Origin of the sequence: Flavobacterium xinjiangense (genome assembly GCF_900142885.1) — a bacterium.
In the GTDB taxonomy this organism is placed as follows: domain Bacteria; phylum Bacteroidota; class Bacteroidia; order Flavobacteriales; family Flavobacteriaceae; genus Flavobacterium; species Flavobacterium xinjiangense.
The window spans coordinates 172,773-193,526 of sequence record NZ_FRCL01000004.1 but is presented as its reverse complement, the minus strand read 5'-3'; the positions used below and the strand labels follow the sequence as shown (position 1 = coordinate 193,526).

Annotated in this window: 22 protein-coding genes; 10 read left to right on the top strand and 12 right to left on the bottom strand. The window is 31.8% G+C overall.

The features are described 5' to 3' along the window. Positions 1–3 precede the first annotated feature (3 nt). From BUC23_RS06560 to BUC23_RS06535, 6 genes are all read right to left on the bottom strand, one after another. Entirely contained in the window at positions 4–543 is a 540-nt protein-coding gene (locus BUC23_RS06560; RefSeq protein WP_073207338.1) for an IS1096 element passenger TnpR family protein, read from the bottom strand. Positions 544–714: 171 nt separating this feature from the next. Then, complete coding sequence (locus tag BUC23_RS06555; protein ID WP_073207336.1) at positions 715–1,314, bottom strand: HPP family protein; 600 nt, start codon at positions 1,312–1,314, stop codon at positions 715–717. A 6-nt stretch (positions 1,315–1,320) separates the two neighbouring features. After that, the gene (locus BUC23_RS06550) at positions 1,321–2,601 is read right to left on the bottom strand and encodes a chloride channel protein (RefSeq protein ID WP_073207333.1); all 1,281 of its coding nucleotides are present in this window, start codon (positions 2,599–2,601) and stop codon (positions 1,321–1,323) included. A 183-nt stretch (positions 2,602–2,784) separates the two neighbouring features. Then, the gene (gene gloA2 / locus BUC23_RS06545) at positions 2,785–3,174 is read right to left on the bottom strand and encodes an SMU1112c/YaeR family gloxylase I-like metalloprotein (RefSeq protein WP_073207330.1); all 390 of its coding nucleotides are present in this window, start codon (positions 3,172–3,174) and stop codon (positions 2,785–2,787) included. A gap of 12 nt (positions 3,175–3,186) precedes the next feature. Further along, on the bottom strand, positions 3,187–3,447 hold the full coding sequence (locus BUC23_RS06540) for a hypothetical protein (RefSeq protein WP_073207327.1): 261 nt from the start codon (positions 3,445–3,447) through the stop codon (positions 3,187–3,189). A gap of 9 nt (positions 3,448–3,456) precedes the next feature. After that, complete coding sequence (locus BUC23_RS06535) at positions 3,457–4,014, bottom strand: sugar O-acetyltransferase (RefSeq protein WP_073207324.1); 558 nt, start codon at positions 4,012–4,014, stop codon at positions 3,457–3,459. Positions 4,015–4,152: 138 nt separating this feature from the next. On the opposite strand from BUC23_RS06535, the gene BUC23_RS06530 reads away from it, so the two are divergent. From BUC23_RS06530 to BUC23_RS06500, 7 genes are all read left to right on the top strand, one after another. Beyond that, positions 4,153–6,312 (top strand): TonB-dependent receptor, encoded by a 2,160-nt coding sequence (locus BUC23_RS06530; RefSeq protein WP_073207321.1) that lies wholly within the window; start codon positions 4,153–4,155, stop codon positions 6,310–6,312. Between the two features lie 205 nt (positions 6,313–6,517). Next, positions 6,518–7,138 (top strand): hypothetical protein, encoded by a 621-nt coding sequence (locus BUC23_RS06525; RefSeq protein ID WP_073207318.1) that lies wholly within the window; start codon positions 6,518–6,520, stop codon positions 7,136–7,138. Between the two features lie 31 nt (positions 7,139–7,169). After that, positions 7,170–8,525, top strand: coding sequence for a histidine kinase (locus BUC23_RS06520; RefSeq protein WP_073207315.1), 1,356 nt, complete (start codon positions 7,170–7,172; stop codon positions 8,523–8,525). Between the two features lie 47 nt (positions 8,526–8,572). Then, positions 8,573–8,878: a 2TM domain-containing protein gene (locus tag BUC23_RS06515; RefSeq protein WP_073207313.1), complete on the top strand. Its 306-nt coding sequence runs from the start codon at positions 8,573–8,575 to the stop codon at positions 8,876–8,878. A gap of 17 nt (positions 8,879–8,895) precedes the next feature. Next, positions 8,896–9,249, top strand: a complete 354-nt coding sequence (locus BUC23_RS06510) for a 2TM domain-containing protein (protein WP_073207310.1) — start codon at positions 8,896–8,898, stop codon at positions 9,247–9,249. Between the two features lie 83 nt (positions 9,250–9,332). Next, positions 9,333–10,823 (top strand): ArnT family glycosyltransferase, encoded by a 1,491-nt coding sequence (locus BUC23_RS06505; RefSeq protein WP_073207307.1) that lies wholly within the window; start codon positions 9,333–9,335, stop codon positions 10,821–10,823. Between the two features lie 49 nt (positions 10,824–10,872). After that, positions 10,873–11,628 (top strand): LytR/AlgR family response regulator transcription factor, encoded by a 756-nt coding sequence (locus BUC23_RS06500; RefSeq protein ID WP_073207304.1) that lies wholly within the window; start codon positions 10,873–10,875, stop codon positions 11,626–11,628. Positions 11,629–11,736: 108 nt separating this feature from the next. Here the strand turns inward: BUC23_RS06500 and BUC23_RS06495 are convergent, their stop codons facing one another. The 6 genes from BUC23_RS06495 to BUC23_RS06470 form a co-directional block, all read right to left on the bottom strand. Next, complete coding sequence (locus BUC23_RS06495; protein WP_073207301.1) at positions 11,737–11,919, bottom strand: CsbD family protein; 183 nt, start codon at positions 11,917–11,919, stop codon at positions 11,737–11,739. A 238-nt stretch (positions 11,920–12,157) separates the two neighbouring features. Further along, positions 12,158–12,931, bottom strand: a complete 774-nt coding sequence (locus BUC23_RS06490; RefSeq protein ID WP_073207298.1) for a CDP-alcohol phosphatidyltransferase family protein — start codon at positions 12,929–12,931, stop codon at positions 12,158–12,160. A 58-nt stretch (positions 12,932–12,989) separates the two neighbouring features. Further along, positions 12,990–14,012: a COX15/CtaA family protein gene (locus tag BUC23_RS06485; RefSeq protein WP_073207296.1), complete on the bottom strand. Its 1,023-nt coding sequence runs from the start codon at positions 14,010–14,012 to the stop codon at positions 12,990–12,992. A 51-nt stretch (positions 14,013–14,063) separates the two neighbouring features. Next, a complete protein-coding gene (locus tag BUC23_RS06480) occupies positions 14,064–15,497 on the bottom strand; it encodes a CCA tRNA nucleotidyltransferase (RefSeq protein WP_073207292.1) in 1,434 nt (477 codons plus the stop codon). 67 nt (positions 15,498–15,564) lie between these two features. Further along, entirely contained in the window at positions 15,565–16,131 is a 567-nt protein-coding gene (locus BUC23_RS06475) for an L-threonylcarbamoyladenylate synthase (protein WP_073207288.1), read from the bottom strand. A gap of 13 nt (positions 16,132–16,144) precedes the next feature. After that, a complete protein-coding gene (locus tag BUC23_RS06470; RefSeq protein ID WP_073207284.1) occupies positions 16,145–17,137 on the bottom strand; it encodes a glycosyltransferase family 2 protein in 993 nt (330 codons plus the stop codon). A 586-nt stretch (positions 17,138–17,723) separates the two neighbouring features. On the opposite strand from BUC23_RS06470, the gene BUC23_RS06465 reads away from it, so the two are divergent. From BUC23_RS06465 to BUC23_RS06455, 3 genes are all read left to right on the top strand, one after another. Further along, positions 17,724–18,695: a WaaS/CpsH family glycosyltransferase gene (locus BUC23_RS06465; protein ID WP_073207281.1), complete on the top strand. Its 972-nt coding sequence runs from the start codon at positions 17,724–17,726 to the stop codon at positions 18,693–18,695. A gap of 75 nt (positions 18,696–18,770) precedes the next feature. Continuing rightward, positions 18,771–19,883: a glycosyltransferase gene (locus BUC23_RS06460; protein ID WP_073207278.1), complete on the top strand. Its 1,113-nt coding sequence runs from the start codon at positions 18,771–18,773 to the stop codon at positions 19,881–19,883. A 16-nt stretch (positions 19,884–19,899) separates the two neighbouring features. Next, complete coding sequence (locus BUC23_RS06455; protein WP_084538308.1) at positions 19,900–20,721, top strand: polysaccharide deacetylase family protein; 822 nt, start codon at positions 19,900–19,902, stop codon at positions 20,719–20,721. Positions 20,722–20,754 lie beyond the last annotated feature (33 nt).

Below are 20,754 nucleotides of genomic sequence, written 5' to 3'. Positions count from 1 at the left end.
TGTTTAATTCCAATTTTCTTCAAACCCGTAGTCTTCAAAACTATCATCTCCTTCAAACATGTCTAAATCATCTTCATCCAGTCCATCTTCAAATTCGTCATTATAGTGATCTGCATTATCAGCTTCAAAATTTTTCTCCATCGCTTCATCAGGTATTTCACCATGTGAAAATATAGTTTCAGGATATTGATTACCAGTTACTTGATCTTCTACTGCTGCGAGTTCTACAAGGAATGTCCACATGTTGATGAAGTCGTAAACGTATATGATTTTTGTGTTTTCCTTATCCAAAATATCAGACAATGGATAATCACTCATTACTTTTTGTTCACCAGGAATATCTCCAGTATCAAAAAGCGAAATTTCGTCTTCCTGATTCCATGTTTCATCACAAGTATAGAACGAAGCCACTTCCATTCCGTCAAAACCAAAGGAATTAAAGATAGCATTGTGTAAATCTTCTAAAGTATCGTCTTCAAGTATTGCAATGTCTCTAAAAACATCATCTTCTGCGTCTAGAATTACTCTAAATTTATAAACCATAATCTTTGTTTTTGTTGAAAGGTCAAAGGTAAAATTTAATTTTAGATTTTATCCCGAAGTTTCGGGACAGATTTCAGATTTGTTGATAAGATTTTTGCGTATGATTCTATAGGCATGTAAGCAGTTGAGAGTCATGTTTTCTAATATAGTAATGCCTTTTATAAATTTGGATCAGCTGTTTTTGAATTTATTTGTAATTCGTTTTCTGATAATGTGGTACTTTTTATGATTTGGATAGCTTCTGTTCACTGTCATGTTATTGAAAATTAAAGCCACAATCAGTAGAATAAGCACGCCACTTAGAACAGGATACAATACATACCAATAGCCAAGATTTGTAATTTTAGGGGAGCCAATTATGGCAATCAATGCGGTTGCGCCTCCAGGAGGATGCAGTGTTTTAGTTGCTTGCATCAAAACAATTGAAAACGATACGGCTAGAGGAGCGCTTATCCATAAAATATCGGGTGCAAATTTAGCTACTGTCACTCCTACTATGGCTGATACAAGATGACCGCCAACAAGATTCCTGGGTTGGGATAATGGACTTTGGATTGCACCATAAACCAAAACACTGGAAGCACCAAAAGAGCCAATCAAAAAAACAACATCTGAATGAAGTAATGTGTTGGATTGCATATAAGCCATTATACCTATACCGATAAATGATCCTAAAAAAGCCCAAAAATGTTCTTTGAAATCAACTAAAGTTTCTTTGTAAAGAATGTATTTAGTTTTGCGATAATTCCGTTTTATTTTTTCAATTGGCATAAACTATTATTTTGATAAACTGGCAGAATAGGAGTATACGGTAAACGGAAATATCTTTTTTGCTGTGTATTTTGAAATCAGACAAACAACCAAAATGGGAAGAAATAAAGTATAATCATTAGTTAATCCACATACTAAGAAAATCGATGTAAAAGGCGCATGAATACTGGCGCTTAAAACCGCTGCCATTCCAATAACCATAAAGTTTACAGGAATTACATTAGCATTTAAATAGGTATTTAAAAGCAAAGCAACCAATAATCCTAAAAAGGCACCAATGAAAAGGCTTGGCGCAAAAACACCTCCATCACCACCCGAAGCAAGCGTTGCCGAAGTTACTATTGGTTTTAAAAGGATGATTCCAATAAATGTCAGTACCAGTGAAAATGATAGTGTCACCTCATTCGAATGAGCAAATATTCCTTTGATGGCATGATATCCTTCTCCATAAAGTTGTGGAAAGAAGAATAAGGAAATACTCAGGATTATCGAACCTATCAGAATTTTATAATAATGAATTTTTATCTTAGAAAATTGAGATTTAAACAATAAAACGCAGCGGGTGAGATAAACGGAATTGATACCGGCTAAAATCCCTAAAAGTATAAAATACGGAATCGCTCTTAAATGCCAAGTTGTAATAGTTACAGCAAACAAAGGTTTTTCATCCAATAAAAAAACAAGCCCAAAAGCTATGGCAACCGCAATCAAATTACTGATTAAAAACGCTCTGGTTACTTTTCTGGAAATGACTTCAATCGCAAAAAGAATTCCGGCAATAGGACTACTGAATAAAGCGGTGACTCCGGCAGCAACTCCAGCGCATATCAATTCAGTTTTGTATTGTCTGAATACGTTTTGTTTTCTTTGGGCAACGGAACCAATAGTTGCAGAAGCAACAACAGTAGAAACTTCAATTCCAGTGGATCCTCCAAAAACTACAGTTAGCAATCCGTTGATAAAGTGGGATGGAATTTTATAATTGGGTAAGTTCTTTGATTTGGAGTTGGTGCTTTCAAAAATTTCCTTAATTCCTTTATTTTCTTTTTTTCTAAAAAGGTATTCCCTAAGAAAATAAATAATCGATAGTCCGAAAATTGGAAATAAAACAAAGAATAATGGGTTTGTTGATGCTTGATGAAAAAATATCTCCTCGTAATATTCGGTAATTTTTTTTAGTGAAATCCCTAAAAATGCCGAGAGAAAACCAATTAGAAGGGAAACAATTACTAATTTTTGAAATTTGATTAATTGGTATTTTTTTTTAATTCGGGCAGTATTGTTCATTATAAAGATGTTTTGTAAAACTTATTCTAAAATAAAATAATAACTATAATATTGAAAAAAGGAGTTTTTGAGGGTATTACAAATTTAATGAAACAATCCAGGAATTAAATTAAAAACTACCTATAATCATCATTTTTTGTGATTTCTTTATGAATTATACTTTTTAACGCTATGCAAAAGCTTTTATTTTTCATAAAACTCAATCGGGAGGTTGTCCGGGTCAGCAATAAAGGTAAAACGTTTGTTTGTGGTAGGATCTAAGCGTATAGTTTCTGATTCAATATTTTTTGAAGATAAAAAATCAATTGTTTGATCTAAGTCATTTACTTCAAATGCTAAATGGCGTAATCCAGTAGCTTCTGGTCCTGAAGTGCGCTGCGGTGGATTTATAAAGGAGAAAAGTTCAATGATATAAATACCATTTAAAGCCAAATCAAGTTTGTAGGATTCCCTTTCCTCACGGTAAATTTCCCTAATAATCGTTAAGCCCAAAACGGCGGTATAGAACGTTTTTGATTTTTGATAATCAGAGCAAATAATAGCGATATGGTGTACTTTGTTGATAGAAATCATAGTTGATTGCGTTTATTTTAAATAAGTCATTTCAGGGAGATTGGCTTTAGGATCTTGCGCCAAAGCCTCTGAATGAAGTTTATAGATTACCGTTTTTGTTTTGTCGATGTTATCAATTCTAAAAAGGAATTGCACTTCATTTTCATCATCAGCATTTTGCCAAAGGTATTCTAAATACATTCCTTGGGATGCATGAAACGCTTTGTCTTTTTCTAAAATATCTTTGATAATTTCCAAAGGGACATTTTTGAGTTTTGCTAGAACGTGTGGCATAATTTTAATTTATTCGTTAAGTTTCCGAATCACTTTAGCCGGATTTCCAACTGCAAGTGAATTGTCAGGAATGTCTTTTGTGACAACTGAACCAGCACCTATCACACAACCATTTCCTATCGTAATACCAGGACAAATTACGGAGTTACCGCCAATCCAACAATCATTTCCAATAGTTATAGGTAATGCATTTTCATGGGTCTTTCTCAGTTCAGCATCAAGCGGATGTGATGCAGTATACAGTTGAACGCCTGGAGCAAATAGTACATTAGAACCAATGGTTACTTTGGCACAATCTAAAACAACACAATTTACATTGAAATAAACATTTTCTCCACAACTAATATTGTATCCATAATCACAAAAAAATGGGGGTTCAATATAAAGATTGGCTCCTGAATTAGGGATTAGCTCTTTTAGTATTTCTCGTGCTTTTTTAGTTACTCTATACTCAGTAACATTTAATCTGTGAAGAAGATTTTTTGACCTTCGTCTGTCTTTTACTAAAACAGGATCTCCAGCCAAATAATATTCTCCATCTATCATTTTTTCTTTTTCAGTTTTCATAAAATGTAATCTAGTTAGCGTAAATATAAAATAAATTGAAGATGATTACAACTCATCCTATAATTTCAACAGTTCAGTTAACTATTATTTTTTAAGTTTAATCTCCGAAATATATTTGCTTCATCAAAATCAAATATTATGAAGTTTATTTATACTCTTACCATTTTTTTATTTTCAATTGCTCTTTTCTCGCAAACGACACTATCCGGAAAAGTGGTTGATGAAAAAGGAAATCCTATATCAGGAGCTAATATTTTTATTGAGGGAACATACGATGGAGCTTCCAGCGATGAAAAGGGGGATTTTAGTTTCACAACAACTACAACTGGAAATCAAACTTTAGTAGTGAGTTTTCTTGTTTATGAGACTTTAAAAACGGTTGTAGATGTTTCAAATTTTAAAAATAAAACTATAAAATTAAGAGACAATATCAACGCGTTGGATACTGTAGTTATTACAGCAGGAAATTTAGAAGCAGGTGACAAAGCCAGAGTTTCGGTCTTGAAACCACTTGATATTGTAACTACAGCGGGATCGGCAGGAAATATTATTGCGGCTTTGCAAACATTGCCAGGAACACAAAATGTGGGTGAAGATGGTCGATTATTTGTGCGTGGGGGAGAAGCTAATGAAACTCAAACTTTTGTAGATGGTATTCGTGTTGCACAACCTTATGGCGCTTCTGCTCAAAATTTGCCAACAAGAGGTCGGTTTTCTCCGTTCCTTTTTAGTGGAATATCATTCTCTACAGGTGGTTATTCTGCTGAATATGGGGAAGCTTTATCCAGTGTTTTGTTATTGAATACGCAAGATGAACCCGACCAAAACAAAACCGAAATCTCGTTAATGACTGTTGGGTTGGGTTTAGGAAATACTCAGAAATGGAAAAAAAGCTCCTTGAGTGTGAATACCGCTTACATCAATTTAGCGCCTTATCAAGCTCTAATTAAGCAGGACGTAGATTGGAACAGTCCTTACCAATCTTTGTCTGGGGAAACCGTATATCGCTATAATTTCAACAATGGAATTTTGAAATTATATGCCGCTTTCGATTCTTCAAAATTTGATATTAATCAGGAAAATATTAATTCACCTCAAAAGATAAGAGTCAATCTCAACAACAATAACTTCTATTTTAATTCTTCGTATAAAGGCGGTTTTGGGAATAATTGGCAGATTATTTCAGGATTAAGTTATGGCTATGCAAAAAATAAAATTGGTGTTGATTTAAATAGCGTTGACAATGAAGAAAATGCGGCACATTTGAAACTAAAATTAAAGAAAAGTTTTTCAGACAGAGTGAAATTATCCTTTGGAGCGGATTATTTTGTTACCAAATTCAATGAGGATTTCAAAGAAAATTTAGGTACAACAAACACAAATGGATATAATTCAAATATCGGAGCTGTTTACACCGAAGCTGATATTTTCTTCTCTAAAAAGTTTGCTGCAAAAGCGGGTTTGAGAGCTTCTTATAATGATTTGCTAAATGAAACGGCTATTTCTCCCAGAGTTTCATTGGCTTATAAAATGGCTAAAAACAGTCAGCTTTCCATGGCGTACGGAGATTTTTCACAAACACCAAGTGTTGATTATATCAAATATTCTAAATTTCATCAGTTTGAAAGTGAGAAAGCCTCCCATTATATTTTGAATTATCAGTACAATAAAAACGGGAAAACCTTCAGAGCAGAAGCCTATTACAAAGATTACAGTAATTTGGTAAAATACGACACCCCAGCAATACAATACAATTCAGTATTTAATAACAATGGTGCCGGTTATGCCAAAGGTTTGGATTTGTTTTGGAGAGACGGAAAATCAATCAAGAATTTAGAATATTGGGTTTCGTATTCGTATATCGATACGGAGAGAGATTATAAAAACTTCAGTGCTCAGGTTACTCCTAATTTTGTTGCCGATCATAGTTTATCGATTGTTACCAAATATTGGATAAACGATTGGAAATCACAAATTGGCTTTACTAATTTATACAGTTCGGGACGACCTTATAACAATCCAAATGAAACTAAATTCATGAACGGAAAAACCAAATCATATAATAGTTTAAGTTTCAACTGGGCTTATTTATTGACTACACAAAAGATTTTGTATTTCTCTGTTTCTAATATTTTAGGGAGTCAAAATGTATTCGGGTACGATTATGCAAAAAATCCAGATGCTACAGGAGTTTACAATAGAGCAGCAATTACTCCCACAGCGGATCGGTTTTTCTTTCTTGGGTTCTTCTGGACGATTAGCAATGACAAAAAGGAAAATCAGTTGAGGAATCTTTAAAAATGGTCATAAGGTTTTAAAGTCAAAGGTCTAAAGCCCTCGTTATCGTGAATTTATTCAACTTTATGTCTTTCGACTTTACCACTTTCGACCCAAAGAACAACTCATCCATCAAAATCAACAGTTCAGTAAGTATAAATTTCAAAAAAGATACAACCAATGTAAATTTGGTGAACAATTAATCAACAACTAAAAATTAAAAATCATGACAAAAGTTATCACCGCAATCGCATTATTTGTATGTAGTTTATTATCAGCTCAAGGGCAATTTGAGCAAGGAATGGGAAAAGCATTCGGACTATGGAAAGAAGGAAAGAACACGGAAGCTTCGGATTTATTCGAAAGAATTGCAGGAGCAGAAAAAGCAAGTTGGTTGCCAAACTATTATGTGGCATTGGTAAATACAACTACAGCTTTTGGAACACAGGACAAAGATAAAATGAATTTGTTGCTTACAAAAGCGCAAAATGCATTAGACATTGAAATGATAAAAGATCAAAACAATGCTGAATTATATGTAATGCAAGCCATGATTAATACCGCCTGGATTGTTTTTGATCCTATGACAAACGGAATGAAATTATCTGGGAAAACAATGGAAATGTATGCTAAAGCAGAAGCCATTGCTCCACAAAATCCGAGAGTAGTTTTTGGTAAAGCTGAATTTCAAATTGGAGGTGCAAAATGGACTGGTATTGATACGAAACCTTTATGTGCAGAAATTGAAAAATCAATCGGACTTTTTGCTACTTTTAAACCAGAAACGCCTTTCTCTCCAAAATGGGGATTAGACAGAGCGACCGAAGCATTGAAAAACTGTAAATAAAATTTACAGAATAAAATTCAAAAACTAAAAAATGGAAAATCAAAGGATACATACATTCACAGAATTTAAAAAGGGAACAATAATTTCTCTTAAAATTGCTCTGATTTTTACATTTGTTTTTTCGTTAGTTCAAGGTAGTTTCGATATAGAAACTGTTCTGACCACTTTCTGGGTAAGTTCCTTGTATTCATTTGGTATTGGTTTTGGTAATGGAGTAATCAATTCTTTATTAGACAAGAAATGGGATTGGCTGGAACATACTAATTTGAGAGTATATTTCGGAATAATAGCTACGGTTTTGTACACGGTTCCCGTTGTTTTGGGAATTAATTATATCACTTTTGTGATTTTTCAAAAAATGAATCCAAATGAGTTTTTTAATAACAGAATGATTTGGGTTCATTTATTTTACATCATACTTTCTTTAGGGGTGTCAACTTTCATGCATGCACGAAGTTTTATGGCTAATTGGAAGCTTGCATCAAAAAAAGAAGTCAAAGAACAAAAAATCATCGCAGGAACAGCCTCGGCAAAGTTCGAAAGTTTAAAGAATCAAATCGATCCCCATTTCCTTTTTAATAGTTTGAATGTTTTAAGTTCTTTGATTGAAGAAAATCCGGACAATGCGCAGCGATTTACGACTTCCTTATCAAAAATTTATAGGTATGTATTGGAACAAAAAGACAAAGAGTTGGTTTCGGTAGAAGAAGAATTGGCTTTTGCCAAAATCTATATGAACCTCCTCAAAATGCGTTTTGAAAACAGTTTGTTCTATGAATTGCCAACAACTGGAATTAATTCAGAAGCCAAAGTAGTGCCGCTTTCATTACAACTTTTATTGGAAAATACCGTAAAACACAATGTAGTTAGTGAGCAAAGACCGCTGCACATTCGCATAACAATTGAAGGAGATTATCTTGCTGTTCAAAACGACTATCAAAAGAAAGAGGTGTTGCAGGATCGTCAAGGTGTAGGATTGCAAAACATAATCAATCGCTATGGAATTATTACTAACAGAAAAGTATTGATTGAACAAAACGAGAAAACATTTACGGTCAAAATACCTATTTTAACCGAACAAATTACTGTTATGGAAACAACCGCCAATTATAACGAAAATTCAGCTTATTACAGAGCTAAGAAGCGAGTAGAAGAGCTAAAAGGGTTTTATGGAAATCTAATATCTTATTGTTGTGTGATTCCAATTTTGATTTTTATTAATCTCACTTATTCGCCACAATTTCAATGGTTTTGGTTTTCGGCTGGAGGCTGGGGATTTGGATTAATTATGCATGCATTGAAGGTTTTTGGATACAGTTCAAAATGGGAAGAAAGAAAAATTAAGGAAATTTTGCAAAGACAAAACAGTGAACAATCTTGGAAATAATTTTGAGTTTTAAATTTTAATCTTGAAATAAATTATAAAAAAACAGTATGGAAAATATTAATCAAAACAACGAGCGTTACTACAGTGCAAAAAAGCAAGTTGAGGAAATAAAAGGGTTTTATGGTAACTTGATTTCCTACATTGTAGTAAATATAGGATTAGTTATTGTAAATTTAATGACATCACCAAATCATTTGTGGTTTTACTGGCCATTGTTATGGTGGGGAATGGGAGTTGTTTTCCACGGTCTCAGAGTTTTTAAGTACATGCCTTTTGTCACAAAGGACTGGGAAGAAAAAAAGATAAGGGAGTTTATGGATAAGGAAAAGGGAAACAAGGAAACTTGGGAATAATTTTAAATAGTATAGCAATGGCAAGATATAGAAATAAAATGGGCAATGATTATAATATAGATGCTGGTAATCCTGATGAACGCTATAACTTAGCTTATAAAAGAGTAAAAAGAATCAAAGGGTTCTATATTCATTTATTGGTATATGTAGTTGTAAATGCATTTATTATTATTGCAAATAGCAATGAAAGTATACCCAGCAATCATCTTTTTTGGAGTTGGGAGAATTTCTCAACGGCATTGTTTTGGGGGATTGGATTGACAGCTCATGGATTATCTGTTTTTGGAAGAAATATATTTTTTGGTGCAAACTGGGAAGAGAAAAAAATTCAAGAATTAATGGAAAAAGAAAAAAGTGAAAAATGGGAATAATAATAAGTTTTCATCCCGAAGCTTCGGGAGCAGTTTTCAGTTGTGACTCTTTACTATTTTAAACCTTAAACAAGAACTACACTTTGAGAAAATATCTACCGGTCATAACTATTTTAGCGCTTATAAAACTTTCTATTCACTTAATCGGAAATCGGAATTATGGATTTCATCGGGATGAATTATTGCATTTATCTGTAAGCGAGCACTTAGATTGGGGGTATTTTGAATTTCCGCCTTTTATAGCTTTTATTGGTAAAATTGCCCATTTTAGTTTTGGATATTCGGTATCAGGTATTCGATTTTTTTCTACGTTGGCGGGAGTTGGTATTCTTGTAATTTGTTGTTTGATTGCCAAAGAATTGGGTGGGAAGATAAAAGCAATTTTGTTAGCTGGAGTTTCTGTTTTAGCTTTCGTTCCTTTTTATCGCAATCATATGTTGTTCCAGCCTGTAGCTTTCGATCAGTTTTTTTGGACACTTGGATTTTATTTTTTGATTAAATATTTTAATACTAGAAATGTAAAATTCCTTCTTTTACTTGGAGTTTCTGCTGGTTTTGGTTTAATGAATAAGTATACCATATTAGTTTGGGGATTAGGAGTCGTAGTGGGTTTGTTGTTTTATGAAAAAGGCAAATTATTCAAGAATAAATGGTTTTATCTTTCAGGAATAATCACTTTTTTAATTGTATTGCCTAATTTGATTTGGCAAATAAACCATCATTTTCCACTGTTACTGCATTTGCAAAAGTTAAAAGAAAGTCAGTTGGATGAGAATGGTCGTTTTGATTTTGCAATAGAGCAATTAAAACATCCTTTCACATTAACAATAAGCCTAATAGGACTTTTTGCTTACTTTTTTGACAAAGATTTAAAAAAGTATAAAACGTTTGGAATAGCAGCTTTGCTGATATTTTTCAGCATGTGGATCATGCAGTCTAAGGCCTATTATTTCTTCGCTATTTATCCTGTGTTATTTGCCGCTGGAGCGGTGAAAATTGAAAAATTATTGCAAAATAAACCAAGATGGAATTATGCAATAGCCTCTGTTTTATTTCTTCCAATAATACCTTTTTTGCCTCACGCGATTGCTATTTTGCCAATAGAAACCTATGTTAGTTACTCTGGTTTAGAAATGAAAAAAAATGGGCGCATTCAACTCACAGATGATTATGCTGATATGTTTGGTTGGGAAGAACAATTGAAATTAGTTGATAGTGTATACCAATCATTGCCCGCAAAAGACAAAGATAATTGCGTTATTTGGGCTAAAAATTATGGTGAAGCCGGAGCAATAGAAATCATTGGAAAAAAGTATGGATTGCCAAATCCAATTTGTAGCAACGGAAGTTTTTGGCTTTGGGGAACTGGGAAAACAATTGGACAAGTTTGTATAAGTATTGGTAATGAAAAAGAAGTCGTCGAAAGGGTTTTTGCACATTATAAATTAGTGAAGATTATAAAACACAAATATGCAATCGAAGAAGAAAATAATATTCCAGTGTATCTTTGCCGAAATCCAAAAATAAATCTTCAACAAAAATGGAAATCATTGGAGATGCATGTGTTTGATTAGTAAATAGCAAAATAGACAGTATCCTTTTTTGAAAACTTAAATATAAATGATGACCACAATAATAATTGAAGACGAAAAACCAGCAGCCAGATTGCTTCAAAGAAAACTCGAAAAGTTAAATATTCAAGTAGGAGTGATGCTGCATTCCGTGGAAGAATCTATTGATTGGTTTTCTAAAAATGAACATCCGGATTTGATCTTTTTGGACATTCAATTATCGGATGGATTGTCGTTTGAAATCTTTGAAAAAGTAGCTATCAAAAGTGCTATAATTTTCACAACGGCTTATGATGAATATGCGTTGCGAGCATTCAAATTAAACAGCATTGATTATCTTTTGAAACCCATTGATGAGGATGATTTGGAAGTAGCGGTTTCTAAGTTTAAAGCCCGGTTACCAAAACAAGAAACTCTACAATTGGATTTTGAGCAAATCAAAAGAATGTTGACGAACCCATTTGAAAAAAATTATAAAAAACGGTTTACGGTGAAAATCGGGCAACATTTAAAAGTTATTTCTATTGATGAGGTGGAATGTTTTTACAGCGAAAATAAAGGAACGTACATTCATACTTTCGATAATAGGAATTATTTAATCGAAAATACATTGGAAGTTTTGGAGCAAGACTTAGATCCGAAAGACTTTTTCCGAGTGAGCAGGAAATTTATAATTCCGCTGAAAGCGATCAAAGAAATAGTCCTTTATAGTAACTCTCGATTGAAGCTAATTCTGCCTTCTTTTAAGGATGATGAGGTAATCGTAAGCAGAGAGAAAGTCTCCGATTTTAAAACTTGGATTGGGTAATAAAAGGATAAAAAATAAACTGTTTCAAAAGCACAAATAAAATCCAAAAAATGGAAAATATTCAACGTAGCTTTTGAAACAGTTTTAATGAATTTTAGAAATCTGAAATTATTCAAATAACGATTTAATTTCTTTCTCTGTCTTTCCTAATTTTTGTTGCAATTTTCCCCAAGTTTCATCTTCTTTACCTTCTTCAAATAACACATCGTCATCTGTTAGTTCAGCAAACTTTTGTTTAAGTTTACCTTTCAATTCATTGTAATTTCCTTTAATCTCTGTTGAATTTGGCATAACGTATAGTTTTAAATTAAAATTTATTCTATTACAAAGTTGGGGAGAATAAGAGGTTAAATTGTTATATAATTAATTGTAAAAGTTGCTTAATTTTGTTGGTGAGTGCTATGGTTTATAGATTTGGGTACTATTTTGAAGGGTAATTATTTATTAAATCTATTTATAAAGTAATTGTTTTTAATGAGTTGATAATGAATATCATGATTGGTTACTATAGATTATAGTTATAGTGGTTTTAAACCTTAAAAATGGTCTTTCTTATAGCAATCAAAATGAAAATAAACAATGTATAAACGATGAAAAACGGAACGATATATTCGATTAAATTCATTGGTAGCATAATGGCAATTATAAGTAATTGAAAGCCTAAACCGTAAATGGATAGCGCGGTCATGAACCAATGTGGAAATGTTTTTACCTTGTATGCCTCTTTATCAAGAGTGTGAATTATTTTATCAAAAGTGCCATAAACGATTGTGTAAATTTGAAATAAAACATCAACGGATTTTTGGTTTTCTCCGGGTAAAGCTCGGGGTGATTTGTATTCAAATATCTTGCTGGTGGTGTCTCCTCCAACTGATTTATTGCGTAAAATTACATAATAGTAATTGTACAAAGTTCCTTGTAATTGAATACAAATAAAAGCCAAAATTGTCATCCAAATATTCCCTTTTGAAACATAACAAATCGTCATTAAAAGCAGAAAATTTAAGATGATGTCAAAGATACTGTCGAGGTATCTTCCGGTGTAAGAAGGTGTGTTTTTTATCCTAGCCAATTCTCCATCGGCGGCATCAATTCCTGATTTCAAAACGATAAAAAAACCGGCTAATAGGTACTGATTTTGTAAAATACAATAGATGGCGATAAGACCTGTAAGCCCAAAAAGCAGCGTAACATGAATGGGAGTAAATCGGGTATTTTTTAATTGATTGGCTAAAAATTTCCCGAATGGCCTTCCGTAATCGGATAAATCCAAAAATTTATCTTGAGTAGCAAGTTTAGACATTTAAGTTTATGAACAAAGGAAATGCGACAATATAGTCAGTATAAAAATACGATAAAAATTATTTTGTTAGTCGATGTAAAGTATATGTCATAGCAGTAAGCAAAAAGAATGCACTAACTTGATGGGTTAACCCCAACCATAAAGGAACACCGTAAAGTAAAGTTAATACTCCTAATCCAAACTGAACAAAAACAAGAAATAAAAGTGCTTTTATACCATTTGTTTGGGAGTTATCCAAAGTGAAATGGGTACTTTTAAAATACAATAGAACAATCATTCCTACTACAAAATAAGCCAATGTTCGATGTACAAATTGCACACCGCTTTTTCCTTCGGTAAAACTCAAAAACAGGTTTTTTTGTTCGAGAAAAACACTGTCATGGATGAATTGTCCATCACTCATTAATGGCCAGTGGTTGTGAATTAAACCTGCATTGAGGCCGGCTACGAATCCACCGTAGATAATTTGCAATAATAATAAGGCTAATGCAATGCGGGCAATGGTGCGTAATGATTTTTCAATTTTTTTCTTTTCAGGGTAGATAAGATCCAAAGCAACCCAAAGTGTATAAGCGAATGTAATAAATGCGAAAGTTAAATGCAATGCTAGTCTGAAGTGGCTTACATCTGGATCATTTACTAAACCACTTTTTACCATAAACCAACCTAGAAAACCTTGAAAAGCTCCCATGAAAAGTAAAATAACACATTTTTTGATGGTTGCAGCTGAAAGACGTTTCCTGAACAAGAAATAGACAAAAGAAACAATAAATGCCAAACCTATAATTCTTCCTATAAAACGGTGAAACCACTCCCAGAAATAGATGAATTTATAATCACTTAGCGTAAAATCATTGTGGATATTTATTTTTTGATACTCCGGAAATTTTTTATATTCTTCAAAAGCCTGTGTCCATTTTTCCTCTGTCAAAGGAGGGAAGGTATCGGTAACTAAATGCCAGTCGGTCATTGATAAGCCAGAATTGGTCAATCGGGTAATTCCTCCTACTACAACCATCATAAACAATAATAAGCATCCTGATAATAACCAAATGATAACGTAATTATTCTCTTTTTTCATTGTTTGTAATTAATTTGTACAAAGATATTTGAAATTTGATAAATTGTTAATTCAACAAGCGTTAATCTTTAATCCAATTTTCGTGGCTCTTTTCAACATGAAATCGTACGCTGCTTGGTATTCGTTCGGAATTTCTCCTTCGAGTATGGCTTCTTTGATTGCTTCTTTAAGCATTCCAATTTCCTTTGATGGCTTCAAATTGAAGATTTCCATAATTTCTTCACCAGTTATTGGCGGTTGAAAATTACGAACATGATCGCGCTCTTCTACTTCCACAATTTTCTTTCGAACAATTTCAAAGTTGCTATGGTATTTCTTGAATTTATTAGGGTTTTTTGTAGTAATATCGGCCTCACATAGCGTCATTAGATTTTCTACATCTTCTCCCGCATCAAAGACTAAACGACGCACCGCGGAATCCGTAACGGTATCTTGTGACAAGACGATAGGACGCGAACTCATCATAACCATTTTTTGTACGAACTTCATTTTTTGGTTCAAAGGCATGTGAAGACGCTCAAAGATTTTCTTTGCCATTTTTCCACCCAGAAACTCATGACCATGAAACGTCCATCCTTGCTTTTTATTGAAACGTTTGGTTGGTGCTTTCCCAATATCATGCAATAATGCAGCCCAGCGTAACCATACATCATCTGTATTTGGACAAATATTATCTACTACTTCTAAGGTATGATAAAAATTATTTTTGTGGGTATGGCCTTCTATTTCTTCTACTTGATTTAAAGCAGTCAATTCGGGTAGAATGATATCTAAAAGTCCCGTTTTGAACAATAGCAAAAATCCTATCGAAGGTTTGTCTGTCGAAAGAATTTTATTAAGTTCGTCAACAATACGTTCCCCTGAAATAATTTTAATTCGCTCAGCATTTTTTGTGATTGAGTTCAAAGAGTGTTCTTCTATTTCAAAACCCAACTGGTTTGCAAAACGAATTCCTCTCAACATTCTCAAAGGATCATCAGAAAAAGTAATATCTGGATCAAGAGGTGTTCTGATTATTTTATTTTTTAAATCTTCAAGTCCATTAAAAGGATCGGATAACTCGCCAAAATTCTTTTCGTTTAAGGACAAAGCCAACGCATTAATAGTAAAGTCACGACGATTTTGATCATCTTCTAGGGATCCGTTTTCTACAACCGGATTTCGACTTTCAAAATGATAGGATTCTTTTCTGGCGCCAACAAATTCTATTTCTGTATCTTCAAAGCGCAACATGGCTGTTCCATAGGTTTTGAAAACCTGAACTTTTGGCTTTTTTGGAAGTAATTGGGAAACTTTTAAAGCCAATTCTATCCCGCTGCCCACAGCAACAATATCAATATCTTTTTTGAAATCTCTATTCAAAATCAAATCTCTCACGAAACCACCAATAACATAACTTTCGACGTTAAGTTCTTGGGAAGCTTGAGAAATGACTTCAAAAATTTTATTATTTAAGGCTTCTTTGTATGAAGTTTTGATGCTCATTTTAAAAATGTTTAAAGTCTATAGTCTAAAGTTGCTAAACTGAAAACTGAAAACTGAATACTGCAAACTATTTCCGAATCACTTTTACCTGAGAATCATTCGTCAATTTTATAATTGTAGAAGGTTTTCCGGAAATTTTTTCGTGGTGCAAATTTACAACATAGTCCACGCCTTTTATAATTTCAGGGCTGATTTCTTTGAAACTTTTTGGAGTAGGTTTCCCTGATATGTTTGCCGATGTCGAAACTAATGGCTTTTTCATTTTCTCCAATAATTTAAAGCAGAAAGGTTCTTTTATAATTCTGATTCCTAGTGTGTTGTCGGTTGCTATTAAATTGGGAGCCACGTTTCTAGGTTTGTCTAGAATTAAAGTGGTCGGATTTTCGGATAAATCCATAATCTGCCATGCAACTTCAGGAATATCCTTGAATACATTGTACATCATCTTTTCTCCATTCATCAAAACAATCATGCTTTGGGTTTCGGCTCTTTGTTTGAGTTTGTAAATTTTGGCAACTGCTTCCGGATTGGTAGCATCACATCCAATTCCCCAAACAGTGTCCGTAGGATAGAGTATAATTCCGCCTTCTTTTATGACTTCGTAGGCATTATGTATTTCTTGGTTGATATCCATTTTTTTTATTTAATTAGACAGTCTGTTGTTTATGTAATTGCCTTTTTCCTCTTATTTTGTCTATTATGTTTGTAAAAATATAAAAAACTGGGTTTGCTTTTTTTAAAGAAAAATTACATTTTTTAAACAATTCTAAATTGAGCTCTGATATCTCTTTAAAAATAAAATGAGAATCGTTTTTTTGATTATTGGAAAATTTTTTAAATTTTAAATAATTATTATAATAAGCTTTAGCTAATCGTCTATGATCTACGTATGATTTTGGGATTGAATTACCTAAAATATGGTCTATAATTAAATGATTATTTTTTAATCTGTTTTTTTTGATTCTTAATTTAGTACCAATTTGTTGCTCAGAATGTAATCTATATGAAATTAGATCTTCTTTTAAATAACCTATTTTTTTTCTTGAGGCGATTATAACAGCAATCCATTCATCATGATGTAAATTTTTTATATCAGGAAATGGTAAAATTAAATTTTTTATTTCTTTTTTAATGCATAGAGTTGCACCAGTTACCATGTTTGATTTAAATATTAGATGAAGATATAAATCATTTAAATTTTTTAATTGATCTTCCATAAAACTTACAGAATCCCAAAGACTAATTTCAGTAAACTTTTCATTTTTGTCATTAATCAATTCACCATTTGTAAAAATAGCTTCTAAAGATTCATTTTCATAAAAATATTGAATAATTTTTTTTACTTTATCTTTTTTCCAAATATCATCTTGGTCACTTAAAAAAATATAATCACCATCACAAATGGAAATTGCTTTTTCAAAATTTTTATTACTTCCTAAATTAACTTCGTTTTTTTGTAAAGATATTAATTTAGGGTTTTCTAATTGAAATTGCTCTATGATTTCAATAGTTTTATCATTTGATCCATCATCACAAATGACTATTTCATCAATAGCAAGTGATTGATTTAAAATGCTCTCAATTTGTTTTTTAATATATTTCTCACCATTATAGGTACACATTGCAACAGATATTTTCATATTTTATTTCCTTTATTATGAATTCTAAACAGTCTTGCAGATTTTCCGCTACAAAGTAAGAATCTTGATCCTTGTCATTAAAAATTAAAACCATCGGAATTGCTTTTTTACTTGCTTGATTTAAACGGATGGACAGTCCTTTGCTTTCACAATCAGAAAAATAAACAATTTTATTGAGATTTTCGAAGGAGATTATTGTCTTTTTATTCCCGTATTATCATAGATATACAATTTATCTACCTTTGATAAATAGCTTAATATGCTTTTTAAATCATTTTCTTTGGGATGGTATAATAGTACACATGCTACAATTCTCATTTTAATTTCAAATTAAAGGATTTTGCGTTTGCAAAATTATACGTTTTTTATTAGATATTCTAAGAAAAACCGACGCTGCTTGATTTTAGAAGGTATTTTAGGATTAATGCAGGCTTAATTGGAACATTTTTTAATATAATTTGGAATTAAATGCAGGATATAGTTTCCGGATAAATAATTTTAAATAAACTTAAACCTTTATTTAGATTATATTTTGTAATTAAGATTCTATTTTTGTAAAAATAATTACTTCACAAAGATAGCAATAATGACAAAACGGAAGCGAATAGCAATAATAACTACACATTCATTTGGTTATATTGACTTTTTAGTTAGTAAGCTTATTGTAGCACAGAATGTTGATTTGACTTACGTTAATATTGATACTATTCCTTTTTCTTATAAAAATAAAATCTCAAGAATTACTAATTCCCTTTTAAAATTACTGCGTTTCCCCAGTTTAAAAGAAAAAAATAAAACAAAGTATATAAAAACAGTAATTCAAAATGGAGATTTATTTGATCAGATTTTAATTATTAGGCCTGATAAATTGGAGCAAAAAGCTTTGTTATTTTTAAGGGAAAATGCAATTCAAATGAGTTGCTTTTTGTTCGATGGTATTGAAAATTTTAAAGATCAAAAAAAAACATTGTCTTTTTTTGATACGATTTATAGTTATGATAAAGCAGATGTTAAAAAATATAATTTTCAATTTTTGACGAATTACATTTATGATGATCAAATTGAAACTAAAGAAATAACTAATCTGGTATTCAATATATCTTCGTTTGATGAGCGTTTCCCATTTTTAGAAAAGCTTGCTGATTATTTTGCTAAAAAGCGAATTTCTTTTCGTTTTATAGTAAAGAAAGACAGGAGATTTACACATGAAAATATTGAAATTTCTGATCGATATTTACCGATAAGTGAAGTCAAAAAAATAATTGCAAGCAGTTTAGTTTTAGTAGATATCCAACAGAAAAATCAGGATGGTTTGACTTTTCGTGTGTTTGAGGCCTTGGGGTATAAGAAAAAATTAATTACTAATAATCAAGATATTGTCACTTATGATTTTTATAATCCTCATAATATTTTTGTTATTTCAGAAAGTAATTATGAAGTTCCTCCTAGCTTTTTTGAAACAGATTTTGTCGAAATTAATAGTGCCATTCTTAATAATTACAAATTAGACAATTGGATTTTTGAAGTTTTTAAAATCAATATTGTGGAGAATAATTAATTGTTAAGTTTTTAAGCACTTTTTTAATTTTTTACTTTACTATTAAGAGTACATTTGTCGATAAAATACTATTTGATGAAACTAATCCATTTTACTACTTCAACTGTTTGGCGAGGTCATGAACAGATGATTGTTGATTTATACGAATCATTTAGGGATAACAGATTTATTGCGAATCAATTAATTATATGCCCTGCTAATTCTGAACTGTATAAAGTCGCCACAGAAAGAAATTTACAGGTTCTGACTTTTGATTTTAAATCAGAATATGATCTAAAATTCGCAAAGAAATTTAAAAAAATTGTTGACTCTTACAGTGCGAATGTGGTTATTATTCATAATAGTAAAGCACATACCATAAGTGTTCTGTCAGCTGTATTTTATGGTTTAAAAGTTCCTTTAGTTTTATGTAGGACGTTAATAAAAAATATTGGCACTAATTTTTTAAGAAAATACAAATACAATTACAAAGGAATTAAAAAAATTGTGTGTGTATCTGAGGCCGTCGTTGAAATCCTAAAACCTTCTATAAAAAATCATGAGTCAATGACTGTAATAGGCAGTGTTGTTGATACAGATCGTTTTATAAATAATGCTAAAAATGGGTTTCTTCATAGAGAATTTAATATTCCATCAGACTATAAAATTATTGGTAATGTTTCTGCTTTTTGCAAAGTAAAAGATCATTACACCTGGATTGATACGGTAGAAGTGTTGCATAAAAGAGGATTGAAAGCCAAATATATTCTAATAGGTGAAGGATCTTTAGAGGAGGAGATTAAGGCTTATGTTAAATCAAAAGGATTAGAAAATGAAGTTATTTTTGCTGGCTTCAGAGCAGATGTACATAAATGCCTCCCAGAATTAGACTTGTTTTTGTTTACATCAAAAAATGAGGCAACAGGCGGTGTAGTATTAGAAAGTTATGCCTGTAAAGTTCCTGTGGTAGCAGCAAAGGCTGGTGGGATTCCTACAGTTTTAACGGATAATGAAACGGGTTTATTGGCAGAAGTGGGTAATCCAATTGATTTTGCAGATAAAGTAGAAATTTTATTAAATGACAAAACCATGCAGGATAAATTTGTCAATAATGGTTTTGATTTCTTAATGGCAACGTCTACTCGTTTTGTAATTGGAGCAAAATTTTTAGAGGTTTTGAATGAAGTGACTAATTCTAATTTAGTTTAGGTTAAAATTGTACGATATGGTTTTTATAATAATAGCATTCTTTTTATTGTTGTTTGTTTTTTTGATTTTTCTTAACATGCAGTTTAAATTGCTGTATTCTTCTTCGAAAAAGCTTAGAATTTTAGAATATCATTCTATTTCTACAAATGGTTTTGAAGATCAAATTACAATTACCAAAGAGAAAATAATTGAGCAATTTGAATATTTAAAAAACAATAATTATACAACATTATGGATGTCAGAAGTTGACGAGCTCAAAAACAAGAATCTCAAATTGGCTCCCAAAACTGTTGTTCTTACTTTTGACGACGGCTTTTTAGATAATTATACCGAGTTATATCCTTTATTGCAACAGTACAACTATAAAGCAGTTTGCTTTATGGTTTTAGGTAGAATAGGACAAGATGTTGATTGGAACGGAAAATACGTCAATGCGAATATGAAGTTGATGAATAAGGAACAATTATTGGCAATTGGGTCGCACATTGAGTTGGGCTATCACACTTTTAAGCATGATAATTATGCTGATTTAACCTTAGAGGAAATCGAAAAAGACCTACAGCTTTGTCAGGAAATAATTGAAAAAGAGGATTTGAATGTTTTCCCAGCATTAGCATATACTTACGGTGGTTATTACCGAAAAAAAGGACAAAAACAGAAACTGTTTTTTGAATTGTTAAATAATTATGGCATTAAGTACGCGTTACGAATAGGAAATAGAATCAATATCTTTCCTTTAAAAAATAAATATGTAGTACAACGTATTGATATTCGCGGTACTGACTCAATGGAAGACTTTAAAAAGAAAGTTGTTCTTGGTAGAAAAAAAATATTTTAGAATTTTTATTTTGGGTTATTGACTTATTAATTT